Genomic DNA, 21,340 nt, shown 5'->3' with positions numbered 1-21,340 from the left:
GTCAGGCGCTCGTCCGGGCGACCGCCGCGAGCGACGGCGCGACCACCGCGTCGAACGACGACGCGGTGCGGGCCGCGACCTCCGGCCACGGGGCATCCCAGACCGACTGATTGAAGATCTCGACCTCGATGTCGCCGGTGTAGCCGGCCGCCTCGACCGCACGCGTGAACCGCGCGAAGTCGATCACGCCGTCGCCCGGGTAGTGGCGGCCGAGCAGGGCGTCGGCCGGCAGCGGGGTCGCCCAGTCGCAGACCTGGTAGGTCGCGATGCGGCCCTCATCGCCCGCGCGGGCGATCTGGGCCTCGGCCTCCGGGTCCCACCAGAGGTGGTACGTGTCGACGGCGACGCCGACCGCCTGGGGCGAGAACGGCGCGGCCAGGTCGAGCGACTGCTTCAGCGTCGAGACGACCGCCCGGTCGGAGGCGAACATCGGGTGCAGCGGTTCGATCGCGAGGGTGACGCCGGCAGCGGCCGCCTCGGGTGCGAGCTCGGCGAGGGCGTCGGCGACGCGGCCGCGGGCCCCGACGAGGTCGGTCGAGCCGTCGGGAAGGCCGCCGGCGACGAGCACCAGCACCGCGCGTGAGCCCGGGGCTCCTGCGGCGGCGAGCGTCGCCGTCTCATCGATGGCGCGCCGGTTCTCGTCGATCGAGGCCCGGCGCTCCGGGCCCTCCGCCATGGTGAAGAAGCCCTGCCGGCAGAGCGTCGACAGCCGGAGGCCGGTGTCGGCGAACCGCCTCGCGGCCTCACCGAGGCCAGCCTCCGCGATGGGCTCGCGCCAGAGCCCGACCGACGCGTAGCCCGCCTCGACGAGCACGCGCAGTGACTCGTCGAACGGCGCGTACTTGATCGTCGCGACGTTCATGGACAGACGCGGGTGCGCGCTCACGCGGGCACCTCCGAGAGATCGACCGGATCGGTCGCGGTCGGCGCGGCGGCACGCTGGGCGCCGTCGGCCGCGTTCTCGCGTGCGGTGCCGTCGGTCGAGGCATCCGCCGCCGCATCGTCCGCCGAGGCATCCGTCGCCGCGCCGGTCGCCGACCCTGCGGCCGCCGCCGTGACGTCGATGCCGTTCACGGTGAGCAGCTCGTGCCACCTCGCGGCGGCGAGCTCGGGCCGCTCCAGCGCCCCGGACGCGTTCGCGAGCTCCACGATGCGCGACAGGTGCGGCAGGCTGCGCGCCGCGTGCAGGCCGCCGACCATCTGGAACGCCCGCTGGTGCCCGTTCAGCCACGAGAGGAAGGCGACGCCCGTCTTGTAGTAGTACGTGGGCGCGGCGAACACCTGCTGCGAGAGCGCCTCGGTCGGCCCGAGCACCGCGCGGTACCCCGCCGCGTCGCCCGCGTCGAGGGACTGGATCGCCGCGGAGGCGTTGGGCGCGAGCCCCGCGAACGCGCCGAGCAGCGCATCGGAGTGCCCGTGCTCGTCGCCCTCGATGAGGCCGACGTAGTGGTAGTCGTCGCCCGTGAACATCCGCGCCGTCTCCGGCAGACGCCGGCGCACCGACACCTCGGCGTCCGCGTCGAGGAGGCTCATCTTCACGCCCGCCACCTTGTCGCGGTTGTACTCGATGATCTGCAGGAGCGTCGAGGACGCGGCATCCGTGTCTTCGGAGCCGAAGTAGCCCGCGAGCGCCGGATCGAACGCGGTGCCGAGCCAGTGCAGGATCACCGGTGCGCCCGCCGCGGCGAGCACCTCGCGGTAGACGCGGCGGTAGTCGTCGGCCGTGCGCGCGGCGCGCGCGAGGTGCCGGCTCGCCATGAGCACGACGCCGGCGCCGGCATCCTCGGCGTGGTGGAGCTGCCGGGTGTAGGCCTCGACGACCTCGTCGAGGCCGATCGACTCGTCCTCGATGTGGTCGGTGTTCACGCCCACGACGAGCCGGCCGCCGGCCGAGGCCGCCTCCGCCGCGCTCCGTGAGATGAGCTCCCGCGTCGCCGAGGCATCGAGGCCCATGTTCCGCTGCGCCGTGTCCATGGCGTCGGCGACGCCCAGCCCCCACGACCAGACGTGGTGGCGGAACGCCAGCGTGGCATCCCAGTCGATATCCGCCGGACTGCCCGGCGTGTTGTCGGCGTACGCCTTCGGCACGACGTGCGCCGCCGCGTACGCGACGCGGCGCTCGAGCGGCCGGCGCGGTTTCTGGAACGCGGGCGCCGGGTTCAGCGCAGCGGATGCCACGCCGCCGTCGGCGCCGAGGAGGGTCAGCGAGGTCATCAGCGCACCCCGGCGAGCTCGGAATCCGACGACACGCCCGACGCCCCGCCCGACGCGGCCGGCTCGGACGAGGCATCCGGTGCGCCGCCGCGGCCCTGCTCGACCGTGACGACCGGGATCTCGACGCGGCGACCCGCCTTCGAGCTCTCGAGGCCCGCCTCGGCGAGCAGCACTCCGCGCGCGCCGGCGAGGAAGTCGAAGCGGTTCGGGGCGTCCTCGACGACGTGGCGGATGAACTCCTCCCACTGCGTCTTGAAGCCGTTCTCGAACTCGCGGTTGCCGGGCGACTCGATCCAGTCGGCCGCGTAGTCGTGCTCGTCGGCGAGGTCGGGGTTCCAAACGGGCTTCGGCGTGGCGTTCCGCGGCTGGATCTTGCAGCCGAACAGCCCGACCACGGCCGAACCGTGCGTGCCGTCGACCTGGAACTCCACGAGCTCGTCGCGGTTCACGCGCGTGGTCCAGCTCGAGTTCAGCTGAGCGGTGATGCCGCCCTCGAGCTCGAAGATGGCGTAGGCGGCGTCGTCGGCCGTCGCGGGGTACGCGTCACCGCGCTCGTCGACCCGCTCCGGGATCTCGGTGACGGCCTTGGCGTAGACCGATTCGACGCGGCCGAACAGGTTCTCGAGCACGTAGTTCCAGTGCGGGAACATGTCGACGATGATGCCGCCGCCGTCCTCCGCGCGGTAGTTCCAGCTCGGCCGCTGCGCGGGCTGCCAGTCGCCCTCGAACACCCAGTAGCCGAACTCGCCGCGCACCGACAGGATGCGGCCGAAGAAACCGGAGTCGATGAGCCGGCGGAGCTTCTGGAAGCCCGGCAGGTAGAGCTTGTCGTGCACGACGCCGTTCTTGATGCCGGCCTCCTGCGCGAGGCGGGCGAGCTCGAGCGCCTCCTCGAACGACTCCGCGGTGGGCTTCTCGGTGTAGATCGCCTTGCCGGCCGCGATGGCCTTGCGGATGGCGGCGGCGCGCGCCTTCGTGACGAGGAAGTCGGCGTAGATCTGCCACCGGTCGTCGGCGAGCGCGGCGTCGAGGTCGGTCGTGTAGTGCTCGATGCCGTGCCGCGCGGCGAGCTCGGCGAGCTTCTTCTCGCTGCGGCCGACGAGGATCGGCTCGACCTGCACCCGCGTCTCGCCGTCGGAGAGGAGCACGCCGCCCTGGTCGCGGATGGCGAGGATCGAGCGCACGAGGTGCTGGCGGTAGCCCATGCGGCCCGAGACGCCGTTCATGATGATGCCGAGCGTCTGCGGGGCGGGCGGGGTCTGCTGGGTGGTCTGCTCTGCCACGGTGGAGTCCTGTTCGAGCCGGGAGCGGTGGCGGGCATCGCCGCACCGCTGCGGGAAAGCGTTTACCAGAGTGTGGCACAGGGAAGCGCGCTCGTGCAACCGGCGGGTGCGGGGAAGCGGGCGCGGGCAGGCGATGGGTGCGGGCAATCGGTGGGCGGGGTGCAGCCGGGCGGGTGGGTGCAGTCCGCGCGAGCCGTCGCACATCGTCGTGTCGGCAGTATTTGCCGGTGTGGGATGCCTCGCACCGGCGGATTCCGCCGACACGGGTCATCCGGGAGTGGTCACGGGCAGCGGCGGCAGCCGTACGCCGAACGCGCCGGCCGGCCGACCTGCCGGCGCACCGACCGGCCGGCGGGCCGGCCGGCGGACCGGCCGGCGTGAGTGATCGTCGTCGTGTCGGCAGTATTCGCCGGTGAGGGATGCCTCGCACCGGCGGATCCCGCCCACACGGGGCATCCGGGAATCGCGGTGGGATGCCTCGCACGGGCGGATTCCGCCCACACGGGGCATCCGGGAAGCGCGGGGGGATGCCTCGCACGGGCGGATTCCGCCCACACGGGGCATCCGGGAATCGCGGTGGGATGTCGAACATCGGCGGATCGCGCCGACAGGGGGCATCCGGGGGAGGTGCGGGGCGTGACGCGCGCGGGTGGACCGCGTCGGGGCATCCGGGGAGGCGGCAGGGCGCCGCGGGTGCTCAGCGGGCGGGGGTCGACTCGCGGAGGACGACCTCGGTCTGGATCGCGCCGCCCTCGTCGCCGTCGTCGAGGGCGAGGCGGAGGGCGCGGCGTCCGAGCTCGTCGAGCGGCACCCGGACGGTCGTGAGGGGCGGGGTGACATCGCGGACGGTGGGGATGTCGTCGAAGCCGGCGACCGCGAGGTCGCGTCCTGGGGCGAGGCCCGCATCACGGATCGCGGACAGCGCGCCGACGGCCATCACGTCGTTGGCGGCGAACACCAGCTCGATGCCGTCGAGGCCTCGCTCGATGAGCCGCGTCATGCCGTCGTACCCGCCGTCGCGGGTGAACGCGGCGCGCACGACGTCGGCCTCGTCGAGCCGGCCGCCCGTCGCCTCGAGGCCCGCGCGGAACCCGTCGAGGCGGTCTGCGGCCGTGCGGAGCCCCTCGCCGCCCGTCACGACGGCGAACCGGCGGTAGCCGAGGGCGGTGAGCTCATGGGCGAGCGCCTCGGCGCCGGCCCGGTTGTCGAGCAGGACGGTGCGGAAGTCGAGCTCGTTGCGGCTGATGAGCACGACCCGGCCGCCGGATGCCTCGTACGCCGCGAGCTCCTCGCCGAGGGCCCCGGCCGTGGGGTCGGTCGTGGGTCGCGAGCCCGCGAGGATCATCACCCGGGGGCGCTGGCCGCGCAGCTGGCGGACGAGGTCGAGCTCGCGCTCCGGGTCGCGCTCGGTGGCCGCCATGGTCACGATGAGGCGTTCGCGATCGGCCTCGGCGACGACGCCGGAGGCGATGGAGGAGAAGTAGGGGTCGGCGATGTCGGCGACGAGCAGGGCCACGGTCGTGGTCGTGCCGCGGGCGACCGCCTGGGCGGAGAGGTTCGGGGAGTAGTTCAGCCGGGCGGCGGCGTCGAGCACGCGCCGGCGGTACTCCTCGTTGACCTTGCGGGTGCTGCCGTTCAGCGACCTCGACGCGGTCGCGAGCGAGACGCCGGCCTCGCGTGCGACGTCGTGCAGGGTCGCCGGGCTCGTGCGGCTCGTCTCGCTCATGGGCTCCTCCAGCGGCCCGCCTCGGTGCGGGCGCCCCATGCTAGCGCGGGGCCCGTTCCGGCCCGGCGTTTGGCGGCGGTGCGGCGGGCTGCTACAAAGGATAGCGAACCGAGATAACGCTTTCCCAGTGGCATCCGTTCACCCCTCGACGCGCCCGAGCGCGCGCGGGAAAACGATTTCTGGTCCAACGGCAGGAGCACGCGATGACGCAGCGCGAACGGTACGGACTCATCGGCACGGGCAGCCGCGCCGGCATGTACATCGGCGCGATGACGGGCACCGTGACCGGCGCGGAGCAGGTGCCAGAGCTCGCCGAGCTCGTCGCGTGGAGCGATGCCAACCCCGGACGCCTCGACGTCTACGAGCGCGAGGTCGTCGCCGCCGGCCATTCCGCTCCGGCGAGGTACGCGCCGGACGCCCTGGAGCGCATGATCGCCGACGAGCGGCTCGACCGCGTCATCATCACGACGCCCGATGTCACGCACGCGGACTTCATCGTCCGCTCCCTCCGCGCGGGTGCCGACGTCGTCGTCGAGAAGCCCCTCACGATCGACGCGGAGAGCGTCCGGCGGATCGGCGCGGCGATCGCCGAGACCGGGCGCGAGGTCATCACGACGTTCAACTACCGCTACAGCCCGCGCAACTCGACGCTCCGACAGGTCATCGCCGACGGCCGCATCGGCCGCGTGACGAGCGTGCACTTCGAGTGGGCGCTCGACACGGTGCACGGCGCCGACTACTTCCGTCGCTGGCACCGCGACAAGGCGAACTCGGGAGGCCTGTTCATCCACAAGGCCTCGCACCATTTCGACCTCGTGAACTGGTGGATCCAGGCGGCCCCGGTGCGCGTGTTCGCGAGCGGCGGCCTGCGGTTCTACGGCGCCGAGAACGCCGCCGCCCGTGGACTCGGCGCGCGACCCGAGCGCGGCACCGGCACGACCGGCGACCCGTTCGCGCTCGACCTGGCGGCCGACGCGCGGCTGAAGGAGCTCTACCTCGACACCGAGCACCACGACGGCTACCTCCGCGACCGCGACGTGTTCGACCCCGGCATCACCATCGAGGACAATCTCGCCGCGCTCGTCGACTACGACACCGGCGCGACGATGAGCTACTCGCTGAACGCGCACGCGCCGTGGGAGGGCTACCGCGTCACGGTGAACGGCACCGAGGGGCGGGCCGAGCTCGAGGTCGTCGAGCGCGGCGCCGTGCGCCTCGCCGACGACGGACGGGTCGTGGTCGACCCGAGCATGCACCCCGACCTCTCGCCCGTCGACGAGGTGCGGCCCGACGGTGAGCGGCTCGTGGTGCAGCGGCATTGGGAGGGCGCCGAGGTCGTCCCGATCCCCGAGGGCATCGGCAGCCACGGCGGCGGTGACGCGTACCTGCTCCGGCAGCTGTTCGGCCGGGTGACGGATGACGCGCCGCTCGGTCGCGTCGCCGGCTACGCCGACGGCGTCCGCGCCGTCTCGGTGGGCATCGCCGGCAACCGGTCGCTCGAGACGGGTGAGCCGGTGCGGATCGCCGACCTGGGGCTCGCGGGCTGAGCCGTTGCGTCGGCCCTGGCCCGGTCGCGCCCGACGCGGTCAGCCGTCGATCGGGCGCGTCCCCGGCGGGTAGGCGAGCAGCAGCAGGGCGGAGGCGACCCAGACGACGCCGATGGCGGCGATGAGCCACCCGCCGCCGATGCCGGCCGCGAGTCCGGCGACGGCGGCGCCCACGGCCGCGGCCGAGGCGCGGAGCCCGGCGCCGACCGTGAAGACCTGCGAGCGGACGCCGGGCGGGCTCTGCTGTTTACGGAGCAGCAGCATCGCCGCCGAGCTCGACGCGGTGAACAGGCCCGACAGCCCGATGAGCGCCGTCGTCCACCACGTGCCGAGGTCGATGGCGGCGACGATCGTGAGGAGGCCGGTGGCGGCGAAGCCGGTGCCCATCTCCCATTCGGGCGGCATCCGCACCGGGCGCAGCGAGATCGCGAGCGCCCCGAGCAGCCCGCCGACGGCGAAGGCGGCCACGACGATCGCGCCCTGGTCGGGCGTGCCCACCCGTTCGGTGGAGAGGGCGACCGCCGCGACGGCGAGCCCGCCGGCGCCGAACTGGCTGAGCGTGCCCGACGCGGTCACGACGGCGATCGGGCGGTACCGCACGATGTGGCGGAGGCCGGCCCGCATGGCCGCACCCATCGAGCGAGGCTCGGCACCGAGCGGACGCAGTCGAGTGAGCGCCGTCGCGGCCGCGCCGGCCAGAGCCGCGACCGCCATGAGCACGAGGGCGACGCGCGCCGACCCGAGCGCCGCGGCCGCGGCCACGATCGCCGGGCCGGCCACCGAGCCGAGGTTGTACGAGAGGGCGTCGAGAGCATAGGCGCGGCGCTCGCCCGGCACCTCCTCGGTGACGAAGCTCGACAGGCCGCCCATGAAGAAGGGCGTGGTGGCTCCGGCGGCGACGACCGAGAGCGCGACGACCGCGGTCGGCAGCAGGCCGAGGAACGCGGCGACCAGCGTGCCGAGCGCCGTCACGAGCCCTGCGGCGGCGATGAGCAGGCGCGGATGCCGCGTCCGGTCGAGGAGCGCCCCGACGAACGGCGCGGCGAGGATGCTGGGGGCGAGGCAGGCCGCGGCGAGCAGGCCGCCGAGCGCGACGTCGCCGAGTGCCTCGACCGCGAGGATCGGCAGCGCGACGGTGGTGCCGCCGACCGACAGGCGGAGCGGCGTCGCGACCGAGAGATAGCCGGCGGCGCTCATTCGAGCGCGGTCTCGCAGCGGGTCACGGGAGCTGGAGTTGGCCGTTGATGCGGCGGGGGATGCGGTGGGGGTTGGTGTCGCGGAGTTCGGGTGGGAGGACGGTCTCGGGGGCGTCTTGGTAGGTGATGGGGCGGAGGAAGCGGCGGATGGCGGTGGCGCCGACGCTGGTGTGGATGGAGGTCGTGGCGGGCCAGGGTCCGCCGTGGTGTTGGGCCCAGCTGACGGCGACGCCGGTGGGCCACCCGGTGAACAGGATCCGTCCGGCGATCTCGGTGAGCACGGCCACGATGCTGGTGAGGTCTTCGTGGGGTTCGGCGTGCACGGTCGCGGTGAGGCTGCCGCCGACGGCTCGGATGACGTCGAGCGCGTCGTCGGGGTGGTCGTATTCGACGATCAGGGTGGCCGGGCCGAAGCACTCCGTCAGGAGCACCGCCGGGTCCTCGAGCACGGCCTGGGCGGTCGTGGCCAGCACGGTGGGGGTGCCGGTGCCGGGCAGTTGGGTGAGCCGGCCGGTGACGAGCTCGACGCCGTCGTGGGCGGCGAGGCCGGCAAGGCCCTGCGCGTAGGCGTCGGCGATGCCGTCGGTGAGCATGCGGGCCGGGGTGGGGGTGCCGACCGCGGTCGTGACGAGGTCGGCGAACCCGGACCCGGCCGGGACGAGCACCACACCGGGGTTCGTGCAGAACTGGCCGACCCCGAGGGTGAACGACCCGGCCAGCCCGGCTGCGAGCTCACCGGCGCGGGCGGCGAGGGCGGCGGGGGTGATCAGGACGGGGTTGACGGCGCTGAGTTCGCCGTAGAACGGGATCGGGTCGGGTCGCCCGGTCGCGAGGTCGAACAGGGCCCGCCCGCCGTGCAGCGACCCGGTGAACCCGACCGCCCGCACCGCGGGGTGGGCGACCAGGTCGGCACCGGCCTGCCGCCCCTCGACGAGGGTGAGGATCCCGGCCGGGGCGCCCGCCGCCTGGAGGGCGGCGGTGACGATCTCCGCGGTGCGGCGGCCCAGGCGGGCGTGCGCGGAGTGGTTCTTCACGATCACCGGGCAGCCCGCGGCCAGCGCGGACGCGGTATCGCCGCCGGCGACGGAGAACGCGAACGGGAAGTTCGACGCCCCGAACACCGCGACCGGTCCGAGCGGGCGCAGCATCCGCCGCAGATCGGGTCGGGGCGGGGTCGCGGCCGGGTCGGGGTGATCGATCGTGGCCTCCAGGTAAGAGCCCTCGAGCACGACGCCGGCGAACAACCGCAACTGCGCACTCGTGCGAGCCAGCTCGCCCGTCAGCCGCGCCGTGCCGAGGTGGGTCTCCTCATCGGCCAACGGCACGAGCTCGTCCAGGTGCCCGTCCAGCGCCTCCGCTCCGGCCCGCAACCAGGCCGCACGCTCCACCGCAGACGACGTCACCGTCACCCCGAACGCCTCCCGCGCCGCCGACGCCGCACCCCCCAACCCCACCGGCACCGCCACGGTCGTCGAGGGCGTCGGGGCGGCGATCTGGTCGGTCATTCGAACCTCCGGTGGTGGGTGTTCCAGCGTGTCACATCGTCAGGCGAGGGTGGCCGCGATCGGGGCATCCCGCAGCCGGACGCCGAGCCCCGGCTGACGCGTGTCGCGCGCCCACCCGGCCTCGACGGCCACCGGCGCGTCGTCGGCCAGCACGCCGAGCTCCGCGAAGGCGGCGTCCTCGGCCGCTTCGACGGCGATCTCCGCCTCGACGGCCATCGCGAGCTGGGCGCTCAGGTCGACCAGGAGGTGCGGTGCGAGCTCGACGCCGCGGTCGGCCGCGAGCCCCGCGATCTCGAGGAACGGCGTGATGCCGCCGACCCGCACGACGTTGGGCTGCACGATCTGCGCGGCGCCCGCGTCGATGAACTCGGCGAACCGGTAGCCCGTGTACAGGTTCTCGCCCGCCGCGATCGGGACGTCGATCGTCGCCGCGAGCCGGATGTGCGAGGAGAGATCGTCGGCACGGAGCGGCTCCTCGATCCAGCGCAGCCCGAACGGCGCGAGCGCCTCCATGGCGCGGAGCGCCTGGTCGAGGCTCCAGAGCTGGTTCGCGTCGATCATCAGGTCGCGGTCGGACCCGATCACCTCGCGCACGGCGCGGACGCGGGCCACGTCGTCGGCGAGGTCGGGCCGGCCGACCTTCACCTTCACGGCGTCGAAGCCCGCCGCGACCCAGCGCTCGGCCTGGGCGACGAGCTCGTCGAGCGGGTAGTGGCGGTTGATGCCGCTGCCGTACGCGCGGACCCGGTCGCGGCGCCGGCCGAGATGATCGGCGATCGCGACACCGGACCGCCGCGCCGCGAGATCCCAGAGGGCGAGGTCGAGCCCCGCCATGGCCATGGTCGTCACACCGCCGCCGCCCGCCTCGTGCAGGTGCTCCCAGAGCGGCTGCCAGACGGCGCGCGCGTCAGCGGGCCCGCCGAGGACGGCGTCGCGGATGTCGCGCTCGAGCATCGCCTGCACGGCGGACCCGCCGATCGTCGGCGTCCAGCTGAGGCCGTGGCCGACGGCGCCCTCGTCATCCTCGACCTCGACTGCGATGAGGTCGAGCGAGGTGCGGTCGACGCCCCACGGCCGGCTGAGCGGGGCCCGGAGCAGCCGGGTCTCGAGCCGGCGGATGACGGCGGTCATCGTGCGATGCCCGACGTGACGGGCTCGGCGGCCCTGGCGTCGTGGTTGGTGAGGAGTCGGAGTCCGGTGTTCAGGAGGTCGGTGAGGCGGTGTTCCTGGTCGGGGGTCGGATCGACCAGGGGTGGTCGGACCGGCCCGACCGGGACGCCGCGGGCCCGGAGCCCGGCCTTGACGAGGGAGACCCCGAACCCGGGCGTCTCGTCCCGGAGCGCGACCAACGGACGGTAGAACCCGTCCAACAGGCGAACCCGGGTCTGCTCGTCACCGCCGACGTAGGCGCGGTAGTACGCCGACGCGACTTCGGGCAGCATCGCGAACACGGCCGAGGAGTACAACGGGATCCCGATGCCGCGGTACGCGCCCTGGCTCAGCTCCGCGGTCAGCAACCCGTTGAACAACGCCAGCTCCCGGCCCGTGGCCCGGGCGGCCAGCACGATCTCCTGCGCCAACCCGATATCACCGACCCCGTCCTTGAACCCGATCACCTTCGGGTTGCCCGCCAGCCGGGTCATCGCCTCCGGGGTGTACCTCGCCGTCGCCCGGTGATACACGATCACCGGCAGGTCGGTGGCTGCGGTGATCGCCTCGACCCAGCCCACCAGCCCGTCCGTGGTGCCCGACACGAGGTACGGCGGCAGCAGCAGCAACCCGTCCGCACCCGCCTCCTGCGCTGAGACCGCGGTCTGGATCGCATGCCCGAGCGGCCCCCCGGAGCCCGCGATCACCGGCACCCGCCCGCCGACCGCCGCCACCGTCGCCCGCACCACGGTCGCGACCTCGGCGGCGGACAGGGCATGGAACTCACCCGTCCCGCACGCCGGGAACACCCCACCCGGCCCGTACCCCAACCGGTCCTGCACCTGCTCGCCCAGCAGGTCCACATCCACCCGACCCGCCGCATCGAACGGCGTCACCGGGAAGAACAACACCCCATCGAACCCCGAAACCCCACTCACCACGAACCCACCTCTCCGATCAGGGCCGGCACGGCGCGCGCCGCGTCGGCGTCGAGCTCGCTGCGCCAGGTCCGGCGGGCGCGCCAGCCCAGCAGTCGCTCGGCCTTGGCCGAGGAGAACACCGGGCTCGTGCCCGTGAGCGCGTCGGCCGCCTCGCCGAGCGCGGGCGCCGACGCCCGCCAGAGCTCGGAGACCGGCCGCACGGCGAGCGCGTCGGTGGCGCCGACGAAGAAGCCCTCGCCGTCGACGGCCCGGGCCGGCGCCTCGAGCCAGGCGGCGACGAAGTCGGCGGCGTCGCGGGCGTCGACGTAGTTGAAGAGGCTCACCGCCGCGAGGGCGGGCTCGGCGAGCCGCTCGGCGATCGTGTGGCCCTGCTGGGTCGGCGCGCCCGCCCACTCCTCGGGGGAGATCACGTAGCACGGCCGGAAGAACCCGAAGGCGCCCGCCGAGGTGCGTGTGAACATGCGGACGAGCTCCTCGATCACGACCTTCGAGAGCGCGTACGCGTTCGAGGGGGCGACCGGGTGCGTCTCGTCGAGCGGCAACCGCTCGGGATGCCACGTCGGCACGCCGTACCCGATGACGGTCGGGCTGCTCGCGGCGAGGACGCGGCCGACGCCCGCCTCGGCGGAAGCGCCGAGCACGGCGTGCGCGATGGCCGTGTTCGTCGCGAGGATCACGTCCTCCGGCGCACTGAACGGCACCGCGATCGCGGCCAGATGGACGACGGCGTCAGGGCGCACCTCGGCGAGGAGATCGCGGGCGGCCCGGGCGTCGGCGAGGTCGGCGAGGCGCTCGTCGACCCCCGGGAGGCCGGCGGTGACCCGGTCTGCCCCGACCACGTCGTGGCCCGCGGCGACGAGGCCGAGCGCCGTGCTCCGGCCGAGCCGGCCGGCCGAACCGGTGACGAGCACGCGCATGGGACTCCTTCGCTGGGGCATCCGTTCTCATCGCCGCACCCTCGCATCACGGGCGGCGATCGACCGGGAAAACGATTTCTCGGCGTGAGCCTACAGAATCCGCGCATGCTCGGCAAACGATCCCCATAGGATGGGGAATCGATTTCCCGATCGGAAGAGGAGTGCGATGACCGAGCGCGCCAGGCCGGCCACCATCGCCGATGTCGCGGCCCGCGCCGGAGTATCGCCGGCGAGCGTCTCGCGCGTGCTGAACGGCAAGGCGTCGGTCGATCCCGAGATCGTGCGCACCGTTCAGCGCGCCATCGCCGAGCTCGGGTACCGGCCGAGCCTCGCGGCGCGCAGCCTCGTGCAGGGCCGGAACCACACCGTCGCGATGGTCGTGCCCGACCTCGAGAACCCGCTCTTCCAGGGCATCCTCAAGGGCCTCAGCGTCGCGGCTGCCGAAGATGGGTACCGGGTGCTCGTCGCCGACACCGTCGAGCGCGTCGACGAGGAGGAGCCGACCGCGATCGAGGCGCGCGAGCGCACCGACGCGATCGTCCTGTGCGCGCCGCGGCTGCCGGCCGCGAAGCTCGCCCGCCTCACCGCCCGACTCGACCCCGTCGTCGTGGTCAATCGCGTCGTGCCAGGGACGCCGGTGGTCGGAGTCGACTACGCCCGAGGCATCCGCGATCTCATCGAGCACCTCGCGGGGCTCGGCCACCGCCGGATGCTCTACCTCGCCGGACCCGAGCGAAGCGCCTCCAACGACGAACGGCTGCGCGGCGTCGCCGACGCCCTCGCCGCCGATGCGACGCTCGAGATCGCGGTCGAACCGTGCGGCTCACGGCTCGACGACGGATTCGCCGCGGCGGAGGGCGTGGCCGCAGCGGCCCGCGGCGGGGTCACGGCGGTCCTCGCGTTCAACGACCTCGTCGCCCTCGGGCTGCTGACACGCCTCCGGCAGCTGGGCATCGACGTGCCGGGCGAGCTCTCGGTGGCGGGGTTCGACGACATCCCCATGGCGGCCTACGCGACGCCGTCGCTGACGAGCCTCTCGGTGCCGCGCGCGGAGCTCGGCGCCCAGGTCTGGTCGCGGCTGCACGCCCTCATCGCGGGCGAGCCCGCGGGCCACGCCGTCGTCTTCCGGCCGCGGCTCGAAGCGCGCGCGAGCACGGCCGAGGTCCGAGCGGGGGCGGCGCGATGACCGCGGCACCCGCGGCCTGGGCCTCGCCGTCGGCCGACGACCGCGCCGCGAAGCGGCGACGGATCCTCGCCCTGCTCGACGAGCGCGGGGTCGAGTCGATCGTGCTCCGCTCGCACGCGGCGATCGCGTGGTACCTCGACGGCGTGCGGAGCCACGTGTCGCTCGCGGGTGATCCGGTGCTCGCCGTCGTCGTCGACCGTTCGGGCGATGAGATCCGCGTGCTCGCCAACGAGGCCGACCGCCTCGCCGCGGAGGAGCTCGCCCCCGGCGACCTGCGGGCGCTGCATCCGATCGCCTGGCACGAGGCGCTCGCGCCGGCGGGAATCGCCGACCTCGAGGAAGCCGATGCGGCGGCCGAGCTCCGCGCCGCGCGCGCCGTGCTCCTGCCGGCCGAGCGCGAACGGTTCCGGCGGCTCGGGCGCGAGGCGGCCGAGGTCATGACCGCCGTCGCCGGCGAGCTCGACCCGTCCTGGTCGGAGCGGCGCGCCGCGGCCCGGATCGCAGGCGCGCTCGTCGAACGCGGGATCGACCCGCTGGTCGTGCTCGTGGCGGGCGAGGGCCGGCTGGCTCACCGGCATCCGCTGCCGACCGACGGCGTGCTCGGCGGCCGGGCCATGCTGGTTGCGTGCGCGCGACGGCACGGACTCATTGCGAACCTCACGCGCTGGGTGGCCTTCACCGCGGCCGCCGAGGGCCCGACCCGTGCGGCCCGTCTCGCGTGGCGCGACGACGAGGCGCGCATGCTCGAGGTCGAGCGGGCCTTCCTCGACGCGACCCGGCCGGGCGCGACGCTCGGCGAGGCGTTCGCGGCCGGCGCGGCGGCGTACGCGCGACACGGCTTCGACGCGGAGGAGTGGCGGCGCCACCACCAGGGCGGCGCGGCGGGCTACGTCGGGCGCGATCCGCGGGCGGTGCCGGGTATCGGCGAGCTCGTGCAGGTGGGTCAGGCGTTCGCCTGGAACCCGAGCGCGCCGGGGGCGAAGGTCGAGGACACCGTCGTCCGCGACGCGACGGGCTTCGAGGTCCTGACCATCGACCCCGCCTGGCCGAGCATCGACGTCGGCGGACGGGCCAGACCCGTGTCCCTCCTGCGCTGAGCGTGTAGCCTGGATCGGGATAACGCTTTCCCATCCGCGCGAGGACCCGGAGGACCGACGGTGCCCCAGCCCGATATCCGCATCGACGAGGCATCCGACCGCCTGCGCGTGCGCGCCGGCGAGCGCGAGCTGCTCGACTACGTCTTCCACCCCGGCGACCCGGTGCTCGAGTCGCCGCGTCCGTACCTCAGCCCCATCCGCACGCTCGGCGGCGAGGTGGTGAGCCTCTATCGACCGCACGACCATGTCTGGCACAAGGGCATCGCGTGGTCGCTGCCCGTCGTCGGCGACGAGAACTTCTGGGGCGGGCCGACGTTCGTCCGCGGCGAGGGCTACGTGCAGCTGCCGAACAACGGCGCGCAACGGCACCGCGGGTTCGCCGAGGTCCGCTCGGGGGAGACCGGGCGCGTCGTCGAGGAGCTCGACTGGATCACCGAGGCCGGTGCCACCTGGTTCGACGAGCGCCGGGAGCTCAGCGTCCAGGTCGTCGACGAGACGACCTGGGTGCTCGGGTTCGCCACCAGGATGCGGAACGTCTCGAGTGCGCCCATCCCCATCGGCTCGCCCACCACGCGCGGCCGCGACAACGCCGGGTACGGCGGCCTGTTCTGGCGGGGACCGCGCTCCTTCACGGGCGGCACCATCCTCGCCCCCGGCCGATCGGGAGGCGACGAGCTGCGCGGCGAGCGCGCCCCGTGGTTCGGGTTCACCGGCCGCCACGACGGCACCGGTGCGCACTCCACGATCGTGATGGTCGACCATCCTGCGAACGTGGCGCACCCGCCTCAGTGGTTCGCGCGGAGCGACGACTTCGCCTGCCTCTGCCCCGCTCCGTTCTTCAGCGAGGAGCACGTGGTGCCCGCCGGGGGCGACCTCGTCGAACGGGTCGCGGTCGTCGTCGCCGACGGCGACGCCGATCCGGCGCGGGCGGCGGAGCTCGCCGAGCACGGCCGGGCGGTGTTCACGGCTGGGCCGGCGGTCGCGTCGGCGAGCGAAGCGGATGCCTCGGCCCACCGGGCGCCTGACGCCGATGCCGCGGCGGCCCGGACGAGCGGCTCATGAGCGCGGTGCTGCCCGGCTTCCCCGGGGCGACGTCGGTGAGCGAGCTCGAGGTCTACGACTCGGCGGCCCCCGACGGTCTCGCGGGCGGCAGCCCGCACCTGCATCTCGTCTCGGCGGAGGCCTACCTTGTGACGGGCGGGCGGGGCCGCGTGCACTCGATCGACGCGGAGGGGTTCCACGAGCGGCCGGTCGAGGCGGGCTCGGTGGTCTGGTTCGGCGCGGGAACCGTGCACCGGGCCGTGAACGACGGCGGGCTCCGGGCCTTCGTGGTGATGTCGAACGCCGGGCTGCCCGAGGCCGGCGATGCGGTGCTCACGTTCCCCGACGAGGTGCTCGCCGACCCGCAGCGGTACCACGCCGCGCGCCGCCTGCCCGAGCTCGATCCCGAGACCGCCGCGCGGCGAAGACGTGATCTCGCGGTGGAGGGATTCCTCGAGCTGCGCCGCGCCGCCGAACGCGGCGACGTGCGCTCCTACCGGCGGCTGCTCGAGCGTGCGGCGGCCCTGTCGGCGCCGGCCGCAGGAGGCTGGCTCGAGGCCTTCGACCGGGACGTGGCATCCGTCGTCGCCGACGACCGAGCGCGCCTCGCGACACTCGCCCGAGGTGCGGTGCCGGGTTTCGACGCCGGCGTCCGCATCGCCGGCGCGAGTGCTGCGCTCGGCATGTGCGGCCGCCTCGTGCGTGCGGTCGCCGAACCGGCGACGTCCACCCTGCAGCCGGCCCCCCAGGCCGACCCGGCACCGACCCCGAGAGGACCATCCCTGTGACCCGTCAGCTCCTGCGCGCCGCCATCATCGGCACCGGCGCGATCGCCCACGCCCACGCGGAGGCGATCGCGGCGTACCCCGACGCCGAGCTCGTCGCCGTCGTCGACCGCGACCCCCAGGCAGCCGAGCGGTTCGCCGAGCGGTACGGCGTGCCCGTCGTCTTCGACGACCTCGAGGCGCTCCTCGCCGCCGAGCCGCTGCACGTGCTGCATGTCTGCACGCCTCCGGGTGTGCACGCCGAGCAGGCGATCCGCGCACTCCAGGCCGGGCTCGACGTCATCGTCGAGAAGCCGCCCGCACGATCGCTCGACGAGCTCGACGAGATGCTCTCGGCGGCGGAGCGTGCGGGTCGCCGCCTCGCGGTCGTCTTCCAGCAGCGCACGGGGACGGCGGCGGCGCACGTGCGCCGGCTGCTCGACGACGGCGCCTTCGGCCGCCCGCTCGTCGCGACCTGCCAGACGCTGTGGTACCGCGACGACGCCTACTTCGAGGTGCCGTGGCGCGGATCCTGGGCGACCGAGGGCGGCGGGCCGACGCTCGGCCACGGCATCCACCAGATCGATCTGCTCGCCTGGCTCCTCGGCGACTGGACGAGCGTCGAGGGCCGGCTGTGGCGCCTCGGCCGCGAGACGGAGACGGAGGACGTCTCGACGGCCGTCATCGGCTTCGCGAACGGCGCCGTCGCGTCGGTGATCACGAGCGCCGTCTCCCCGCGCGAGACCAGCTCGATCCGCATCGACACCGAGCGGGCGACGATCACGGTCGACCACCTCTACGGTCACGCGCACGAGCACTGGCGGATCACGCCGGCGCCGCACGTGCCTGCGGCGGAGGCCGAGACCTGGGCGCTGCCCGCCCGGGAGGAGGGCAGCGGACACGTGCCATTCATCCGCGAGGTGTACGACGCGCTCCGCTCCGACGCGCCGCTGCCGCTCGTCGCGGCCGACCCGGCGCGCTCGTTCGAGCTCGTGACCGCCGTCTCCTCGTCGGCCGCGACCGGCGCCGCGGTGACGCCGGACACGCTGCGCGCCGACCCCGCCCGTCGGCGCAGCCTCGAGGCGCCGGTCATCGAGCGCCGCCCGGGCCGGGGCTGACCGGGCCGTGGTCGACCCCGGCGAGACCGGCCCGGACGAGCGCGACCCCGCCGAGACCGGCCCGGTCGCGCGCGACTTGCTCGTGGCCGACTCCGAGGCTCAGCTGCCCTGGCCGGAGCCGTACCACGACCCCGTCACCGACGGCGCGGCCGACCCGACCGTCATCCGGCACCGGACGACGGGGGAGTGGTGGATGTTCACCACGCAGCGCCGCGCACAGGTGGAAGCCGAAGGGGTCGCCTGGGTGCACGGCAGCCGGATCGCGGTGGCCCGGTCGGACGACGGGCTCGCGTGGCGCTACGACGGCGTGCTCGACGGGCTCGACGTGCCAGGGGACGGCCCGGGTCCGCATACGCACTGGGCGCCGGAGGTCGTCTGGGATGGCGCCCGGTACCGGATGTACCTCACCGTGGTGCGCGGCGTGCCCGACGCCTGGCCGGGGCATCCGAGGGCGATCCGCGAGTACGTGAGCGACGACCTGCGCCGGTGGCACGCGGTCGGCGACCTGGCGCTCTCGAGCGACCGGGTCATCGATGCGTGCGTCGCCCGCTGCCCAGACGGCCGGTGGCGGCTCTGGTACAAGGACGAGGCGGACGGGTCGATGACGTGGTCGGCCGTGAGCGACGATCTGGCGTCGTGGCGGGTCGAGGGGCGCGTGATCGCCGGGCGCCCGCACGAGGGCCCGAACGTGTTCGAGCTCGGCGGGTGGTGGTGGATGCTCGTCGACGAGTGGCGCGGGATGGCGGTGCACCGCTCGGCGGACGCGATCGCGTGGACCCGTCAGGGCGGGGCCGACGACGTGATCCTCGCCCGCCCGGGCGCGCATCGGGAGGATCGCACGTTCGGCCGGCATGGCGACGTCGTGGTGGAGGGCGATCGAGCGCGTCTGTACTACTTCACGCATCCCTGGTGGGACGGCTCGGAGCTCGGTTCGGAGCCGGGCCGGGCGTCGCGCGTGAGCGCGGTGCACCTCGCCCGGCTCGACGTCGTCGACGGCGTGCTCGTTGGCCGCCGGTCGGGCGGGGTGACCGAGCCGCCCGGCCCGACCGGCAAGGCGGCGGCCGGGCACGTGACCCAATCGTGACGCGTCGTTGAAACGATTTTGCGTTTCAGATTGACCGAGTCGGATCGGTGGGCTACCGTGTGGGAAGCGCTTTCCCAAGTGCAAGCCCCACCCAGCACCAGGCAGAGACAGAGACGTTTCCGGGAGGACAACGATGTTCGATATTCGCAGGCGCCGTGCAGGCGTCGCGGCCATGGCCCTCGCGGCCGGCGCCGCGCTCGCACTCACCGCATGCTCCGTCGGAGGCGGCGGCAGCGACGCGGCCCCCAGCTTCGACCCCGACGAGAAGGTCACGCTGACCCTCACGTTCTGGGGCAACGACGTGCGCGCCGAGCTCTACGACGCGGCCATCGCGGCGTTCAACGAGGAGTACCCGAACATCACGGTGCAGACCTCCTTCCTGGCCTTCCCCGAGTACTGGGAGAAGCGCCAGACGGAGGCGGCCGGTGGCGGGCTGCCCGACGTCATGCAGTTCGACTACTCCTACCTGCGCCAGTACTCCGAGAACGGGCTCCTGCTCGGCCTCGAGCCCTACCTCGGCAACATCATCGACACCGAGCCGCTGGCGCAGAACATCCTCGACATCGGCGTCGTCGGCGGCGAGACCACCGGCATCCCGACCTCGACCAACGCGTGGGGCCTCTACACCAACCCCAAGCTCCTGGAGCAGGCGGGCGTCGAGGAGTTCGCCGGCGGCGACTGGGAGGACTACGACGCCTGGATGAAGGAGGTCACCGACGCGGCGGCCGCGAAGGGCATCGAGCTCTGGGGCGGCACCGACTGGACCGGCCGCATCCAGAACTTCGAGATCCAGCAGCGCGCCAAGGGCGAAGACCTCTTCACCGAGGACGGCGAGCCCAACTTCACCGAGGACGACCTCGCGGCGTTCTGGGAGCAGGGCGAGGGCATCCGCACCGACGGCACCGTCATCGGCCAGCAGCGCCTCGAGGAGATCTACCCGCTCTCCGGCTTCGACTCGGCGCTGACCGCGAGCGAACTCACGTGGGACAACTTCGGCGCCGGCTACCTCGGCAACCTGGGCGCGGACTTCACCGAACTCGGTCTCGTCGAGCCGCCGGTCACCGAGGAGGGCGCGAAGGACCTCTACCTCAAGCCGTCGATGCTGCACTCGATCTCCGCGAAGACCGAGCACCCCGAGGCCGCGGCGACGCTCGTGAACTTCCTCGTCAACTCGCCCGCGTCGGGTGAGGCGTTCGGCACCAACCGCGGCCTGCCCGCCTCGGAGACCGCGCTCGAGGGCGCGGACCTCGACCCGCTGAGCCAGCAGATCGCCGACTACGAGGCATCCATCGAGGACCGCCTCGGCGACGCGCCGCCCGTGCCGATCGTCGGCTACGGCACCCTCGAGGAGAAGTTCCGCCAGATCGGACAGGAGCTCGGCTACGGCACCCTGACCGTCGACGAGGCCGTCGAGCAGTTCTTCAACGAGATGGACGTCGTCCTCAACCAGTAGGCGCTCGACCAGCACCACCCGGGGCCCGGCCAGGCAGGGCCGGGCCCCGGTACGCTCAGCAGGAGCCGGGAGACCCACATGAGCACCACCAGCACCAGCACCCGATCCATCGTCACGGCGGGAGCCGACCAGAAGGCGCTGCGACGCGAGCTGCGCCGAGCCGAACGGGGTCGCGGCCCCGTCGCGAGCCCGGGACGACGCAGCGCCGATCGACGCGAAGCCCTCGCCGGGTACGGCTTCCTCGTGCCCTGGCTCATCGGCTTCCTCGGGCTCACGCTCGGCCCGATGATCTACTCGCTCTACCTCGCCTTCACGAAGTACAACCTCTTCAAAGACCCCGAGTGGGTCGGCCTCGACAACTTCGTGCGGATGTTCACCGAAGACCCGCAGTACCTGCAGTCGGTGCAGATCACGCTCGTCTACGTCCTGGTCGGCACTCCGATCAAGCTCGCCGCCGCCCTCGGCGTGGCGATGCTGCTGAACTATCGCGACCGCGGGTCGGGCTTCTTCCGCTCCGCCTTCTACGCGCCCTCGCTCATCGGCGCCTCCGTGTCGGTCGCGATCGTGTGGCGTGCGATGTTCTCCACCGACGGTCCGGTCGACACGTCGCTGAGCTTCTTCGGCATCGACCTCGGGGGATGGGTCGGCAACGTCGCCCTCGTCATCCCCATGATGATCCTCCTGGCCGTCTGGCAGTTCGGCGCACCCATGGTCATCTTCCTCGCGGGCCTCAAGCAGGTGCCGAAGGAGCTGTACGAGGCGGCCGAGGTCGACGGCGCCGGACCGTTCCGCAAGTTCCGCTCGGTGACCTTCCCGATGCTCTCGTCGGTGATCTTCTTCAACCTGCTGCTCGAGCTCATCAACGCATTCCAGGTCTTCGCGTCGGCGTACATCATCTCCAACGGCACCGGCGGGCCCGCCGGCATGACGAATTTCTACACCGTCTACCTCTACAAGCGCGGCTTCGCCGACCTGCAGATGGGGTACGCCTCCGCCATGGCCTGGGTGCTCGTGGTGGTCGTCGCGATCATCGCCCTCATCCTGTTCAAGACGTCGAAGAGCTGGGTCCACTACGCGGGAGAGAACCGATGACCACCTCCACGTTCGAAGCCGACCGGG

At 73.4% G+C, this 21,340-nt stretch carries 18 protein-coding genes; 9 read left to right on the top strand and 9 right to left on the bottom strand.

Going from position 1 to position 21,340, the window contains the following annotated elements:
• Nucleotide 1: 1 nt before the first annotated feature.
• The 4 genes from ABIQ69_RS13005 to ABIQ69_RS12990 form a co-directional block, all read right to left on the bottom strand.
• Entirely contained in the window at nt 2-886 is an 885-nt protein-coding gene (locus ABIQ69_RS13005) for a sugar phosphate isomerase/epimerase family protein (RefSeq protein ID WP_350347543.1), read from the bottom strand.
• Nucleotides 883-2,214: a dihydrodipicolinate synthase family protein gene (locus ABIQ69_RS13000; RefSeq protein ID WP_350347542.1), complete on the bottom strand. Its 1,332-nt coding sequence runs from the start codon at nt 2,212-2,214 to the stop codon at nt 883-885. The genes ABIQ69_RS13005 and ABIQ69_RS13000 overlap by 4 nt, the downstream gene beginning before the upstream one ends.
• Complete coding sequence (locus ABIQ69_RS12995; protein ID WP_350350021.1) at nt 2,214-3,440, bottom strand: Gfo/Idh/MocA family oxidoreductase; 1,227 nt, start codon at nt 3,438-3,440, stop codon at nt 2,214-2,216. Before ABIQ69_RS12995 ends, ABIQ69_RS13000 begins: the two co-directional genes overlap by 1 nt.
• A 754-nt stretch (nt 3,441-4,194) precedes the next feature.
• Nucleotides 4,195-5,223: a LacI family DNA-binding transcriptional regulator gene (locus tag ABIQ69_RS12990; RefSeq protein ID WP_350347541.1), complete on the bottom strand. Its 1,029-nt coding sequence runs from the start codon at nt 5,221-5,223 to the stop codon at nt 4,195-4,197.
• 203 nt (nt 5,224-5,426) lie between these two features.
• Between ABIQ69_RS12990 and ABIQ69_RS12985 the strand changes: the two genes are divergently transcribed.
• Nucleotides 5,427-6,770, top strand: a complete 1,344-nt coding sequence (locus tag ABIQ69_RS12985) for a Gfo/Idh/MocA family oxidoreductase (RefSeq protein WP_350347540.1) — start codon at nt 5,427-5,429, stop codon at nt 6,768-6,770.
• A 39-nt stretch (nt 6,771-6,809) separates the two neighbouring features.
• On the opposite strand, the gene ABIQ69_RS12980 is transcribed toward ABIQ69_RS12985, so the two are convergent.
• Genes ABIQ69_RS12980 through ABIQ69_RS12960 form a run of 5 tightly spaced genes read right to left on the bottom strand, consistent with a single transcriptional unit; the run spans nt 6,810 to nt 12,478 of the window.
• The gene (locus ABIQ69_RS12980) at nt 6,810-7,967 is read right to left on the bottom strand and encodes an MFS transporter (RefSeq protein ID WP_350347539.1); all 1,158 of its coding nucleotides are present in this window, start codon (nt 7,965-7,967) and stop codon (nt 6,810-6,812) included.
• 22 nt (nt 7,968-7,989) lie between these two features.
• Nucleotides 7,990-9,471, bottom strand: coding sequence for an aldehyde dehydrogenase (NADP(+)) (locus ABIQ69_RS12975; RefSeq protein ID WP_350347538.1), 1,482 nt, complete (start codon nt 9,469-9,471; stop codon nt 7,990-7,992).
• A 39-nt stretch (nt 9,472-9,510) separates the two neighbouring features.
• Complete coding sequence (locus ABIQ69_RS12970; RefSeq protein ID WP_350347537.1) at nt 9,511-10,602, bottom strand: mandelate racemase/muconate lactonizing enzyme family protein; 1,092 nt, start codon at nt 10,600-10,602, stop codon at nt 9,511-9,513.
• Nucleotides 10,599-11,528, bottom strand: a complete 930-nt coding sequence (locus tag ABIQ69_RS12965) for a 5-dehydro-4-deoxyglucarate dehydratase (protein WP_350347536.1) — start codon at nt 11,526-11,528, stop codon at nt 10,599-10,601. Before ABIQ69_RS12965 ends, ABIQ69_RS12970 begins: the two co-directional genes overlap by 4 nt.
• 26 nt (nt 11,529-11,554) lie before the next feature.
• Complete coding sequence (locus tag ABIQ69_RS12960; RefSeq protein WP_350347535.1) at nt 11,555-12,478, bottom strand: NAD(P)-dependent oxidoreductase; 924 nt, start codon at nt 12,476-12,478, stop codon at nt 11,555-11,557.
• 166 nt (nt 12,479-12,644) lie between these two features.
• Between ABIQ69_RS12960 and ABIQ69_RS12955 the strand changes: the two genes are divergently transcribed.
• The 8 genes from ABIQ69_RS12955 (at nt 12,645) to ABIQ69_RS12920 (ending at nt 21,313) form a co-directional block, all read left to right on the top strand.
• A complete protein-coding gene (locus ABIQ69_RS12955) occupies nt 12,645-13,664 on the top strand; it encodes a LacI family DNA-binding transcriptional regulator (RefSeq protein ID WP_350347534.1) in 1,020 nt (339 codons plus the stop codon).
• The gene (locus tag ABIQ69_RS12950; protein ID WP_350347533.1) at nt 13,661-14,761 is read left to right on the top strand and encodes a M24 family metallopeptidase; all 1,101 of its coding nucleotides are present in this window, start codon (nt 13,661-13,663) and stop codon (nt 14,759-14,761) included. Before ABIQ69_RS12955 ends, ABIQ69_RS12950 begins: the two co-directional genes overlap by 4 nt.
• A gap of 60 nt (nt 14,762-14,821) precedes the next feature.
• The gene (locus ABIQ69_RS12945; RefSeq protein WP_350347532.1) at nt 14,822-15,823 is read left to right on the top strand and encodes a PmoA family protein; all 1,002 of its coding nucleotides are present in this window, start codon (nt 14,822-14,824) and stop codon (nt 15,821-15,823) included.
• On the top strand, nt 15,820-16,590 hold the full coding sequence (locus tag ABIQ69_RS12940; RefSeq protein ID WP_350347531.1) for a cupin domain-containing protein: 771 nt from the start codon (nt 15,820-15,822) through the stop codon (nt 16,588-16,590). The genes ABIQ69_RS12945 and ABIQ69_RS12940 overlap by 4 nt, the downstream gene beginning before the upstream one ends.
• Entirely contained in the window at nt 16,587-17,684 is a 1,098-nt protein-coding gene (locus tag ABIQ69_RS12935) for a Gfo/Idh/MocA family oxidoreductase (RefSeq protein WP_350347530.1), read from the top strand. The genes ABIQ69_RS12940 and ABIQ69_RS12935 overlap by 4 nt, the downstream gene beginning before the upstream one ends.
• A gap of 7 nt (nt 17,685-17,691) precedes the next feature.
• Nucleotides 17,692-18,768, top strand: coding sequence for a hypothetical protein (locus ABIQ69_RS12930; RefSeq protein WP_350347529.1), 1,077 nt, complete (start codon nt 17,692-17,694; stop codon nt 18,766-18,768).
• Nucleotides 18,769-18,940: 172 nt separating this feature from the next.
• A complete protein-coding gene (locus tag ABIQ69_RS12925; protein ID WP_350347528.1) occupies nt 18,941-20,221 on the top strand; it encodes an extracellular solute-binding protein in 1,281 nt (426 codons plus the stop codon).
• 78 nt (nt 20,222-20,299) lie between these two features.
• Nucleotides 20,300-21,313: a sugar ABC transporter permease gene (locus tag ABIQ69_RS12920; protein ID WP_350347527.1), complete on the top strand. Its 1,014-nt coding sequence runs from the start codon at nt 20,300-20,302 to the stop codon at nt 21,311-21,313.
• The last annotated feature ends 27 nt before the right edge of the window (nt 21,314-21,340 follow it).

Origin of the sequence: Agromyces sp. G08B096 (assembly GCF_040267705.1) — a bacterium.
Taxonomy (GTDB): Bacteria; Actinomycetota; Actinomycetes; order Actinomycetales; family Microbacteriaceae; genus Agromyces.
This window is presented reverse-complemented; position numbering and strand designations above follow the sequence as displayed.

Excerpts from the sequence above, each read along its gene's own strand:
- ABIQ69_RS13000 (WP_350347542.1), bottom strand. The coding sequence starts at position 2,214 with ATGACCTCGCTGACCCTCCTCGGCGCCGACGGCGGCGTGGCATCCGCT.
- ABIQ69_RS12995 (WP_350350021.1), bottom strand. The coding sequence starts at position 3,440 with ATGAACGGCGTCTCGGGCCGCATGGGCTACCGCCAGCACCTCGTGCGC.
- ABIQ69_RS12990 (WP_350347541.1), bottom strand. The coding sequence starts at position 5,223 with ATGAGCGAGACGAGCCGCACGAGCCCGGCGACCCTGCACGACGTCGCA.
- ABIQ69_RS12985 (WP_350347540.1), top strand. The coding sequence starts at position 5,427 with ATGACGCAGCGCGAACGGTACGGACTCATCGGCACGGGCAGCCGCGCC.
- ABIQ69_RS12980 (WP_350347539.1), bottom strand. The coding sequence starts at position 7,967 with ATGAGCGCCGCCGGCTATCTCTCGGTCGCGACGCCGCTCCGCCTGTCG.
- ABIQ69_RS12975 (WP_350347538.1), bottom strand. The coding sequence starts at position 9,471 with ATGACCGACCAGATCGCCGCCCCGACGCCCTCGACGACCGTGGCGGTG.
- ABIQ69_RS12970 (WP_350347537.1), bottom strand. The coding sequence starts at position 10,602 with ATGACCGCCGTCATCCGCCGGCTCGAGACCCGGCTGCTCCGGGCCCCG.
- ABIQ69_RS12960 (WP_350347535.1), bottom strand. The coding sequence starts at position 12,478 with ATGCGCGTGCTCGTCACCGGTTCGGCCGGCCGGCTCGGCCGGAGCACG.
- ABIQ69_RS12955 (WP_350347534.1), top strand. The coding sequence starts at position 12,645 with ATGACCGAGCGCGCCAGGCCGGCCACCATCGCCGATGTCGCGGCCCGC.
- ABIQ69_RS12950 (WP_350347533.1), top strand. The coding sequence starts at position 13,661 with ATGACCGCGGCACCCGCGGCCTGGGCCTCGCCGTCGGCCGACGACCGC.
- ABIQ69_RS12940 (WP_350347531.1), top strand. The coding sequence starts at position 15,820 with ATGAGCGCGGTGCTGCCCGGCTTCCCCGGGGCGACGTCGGTGAGCGAG.
- ABIQ69_RS12925 (WP_350347528.1), top strand. The coding sequence starts at position 18,941 with ATGGCCCTCGCGGCCGGCGCCGCGCTCGCACTCACCGCATGCTCCGTC.
- ABIQ69_RS12920 (WP_350347527.1), top strand. The coding sequence starts at position 20,300 with ATGAGCACCACCAGCACCAGCACCCGATCCATCGTCACGGCGGGAGCC.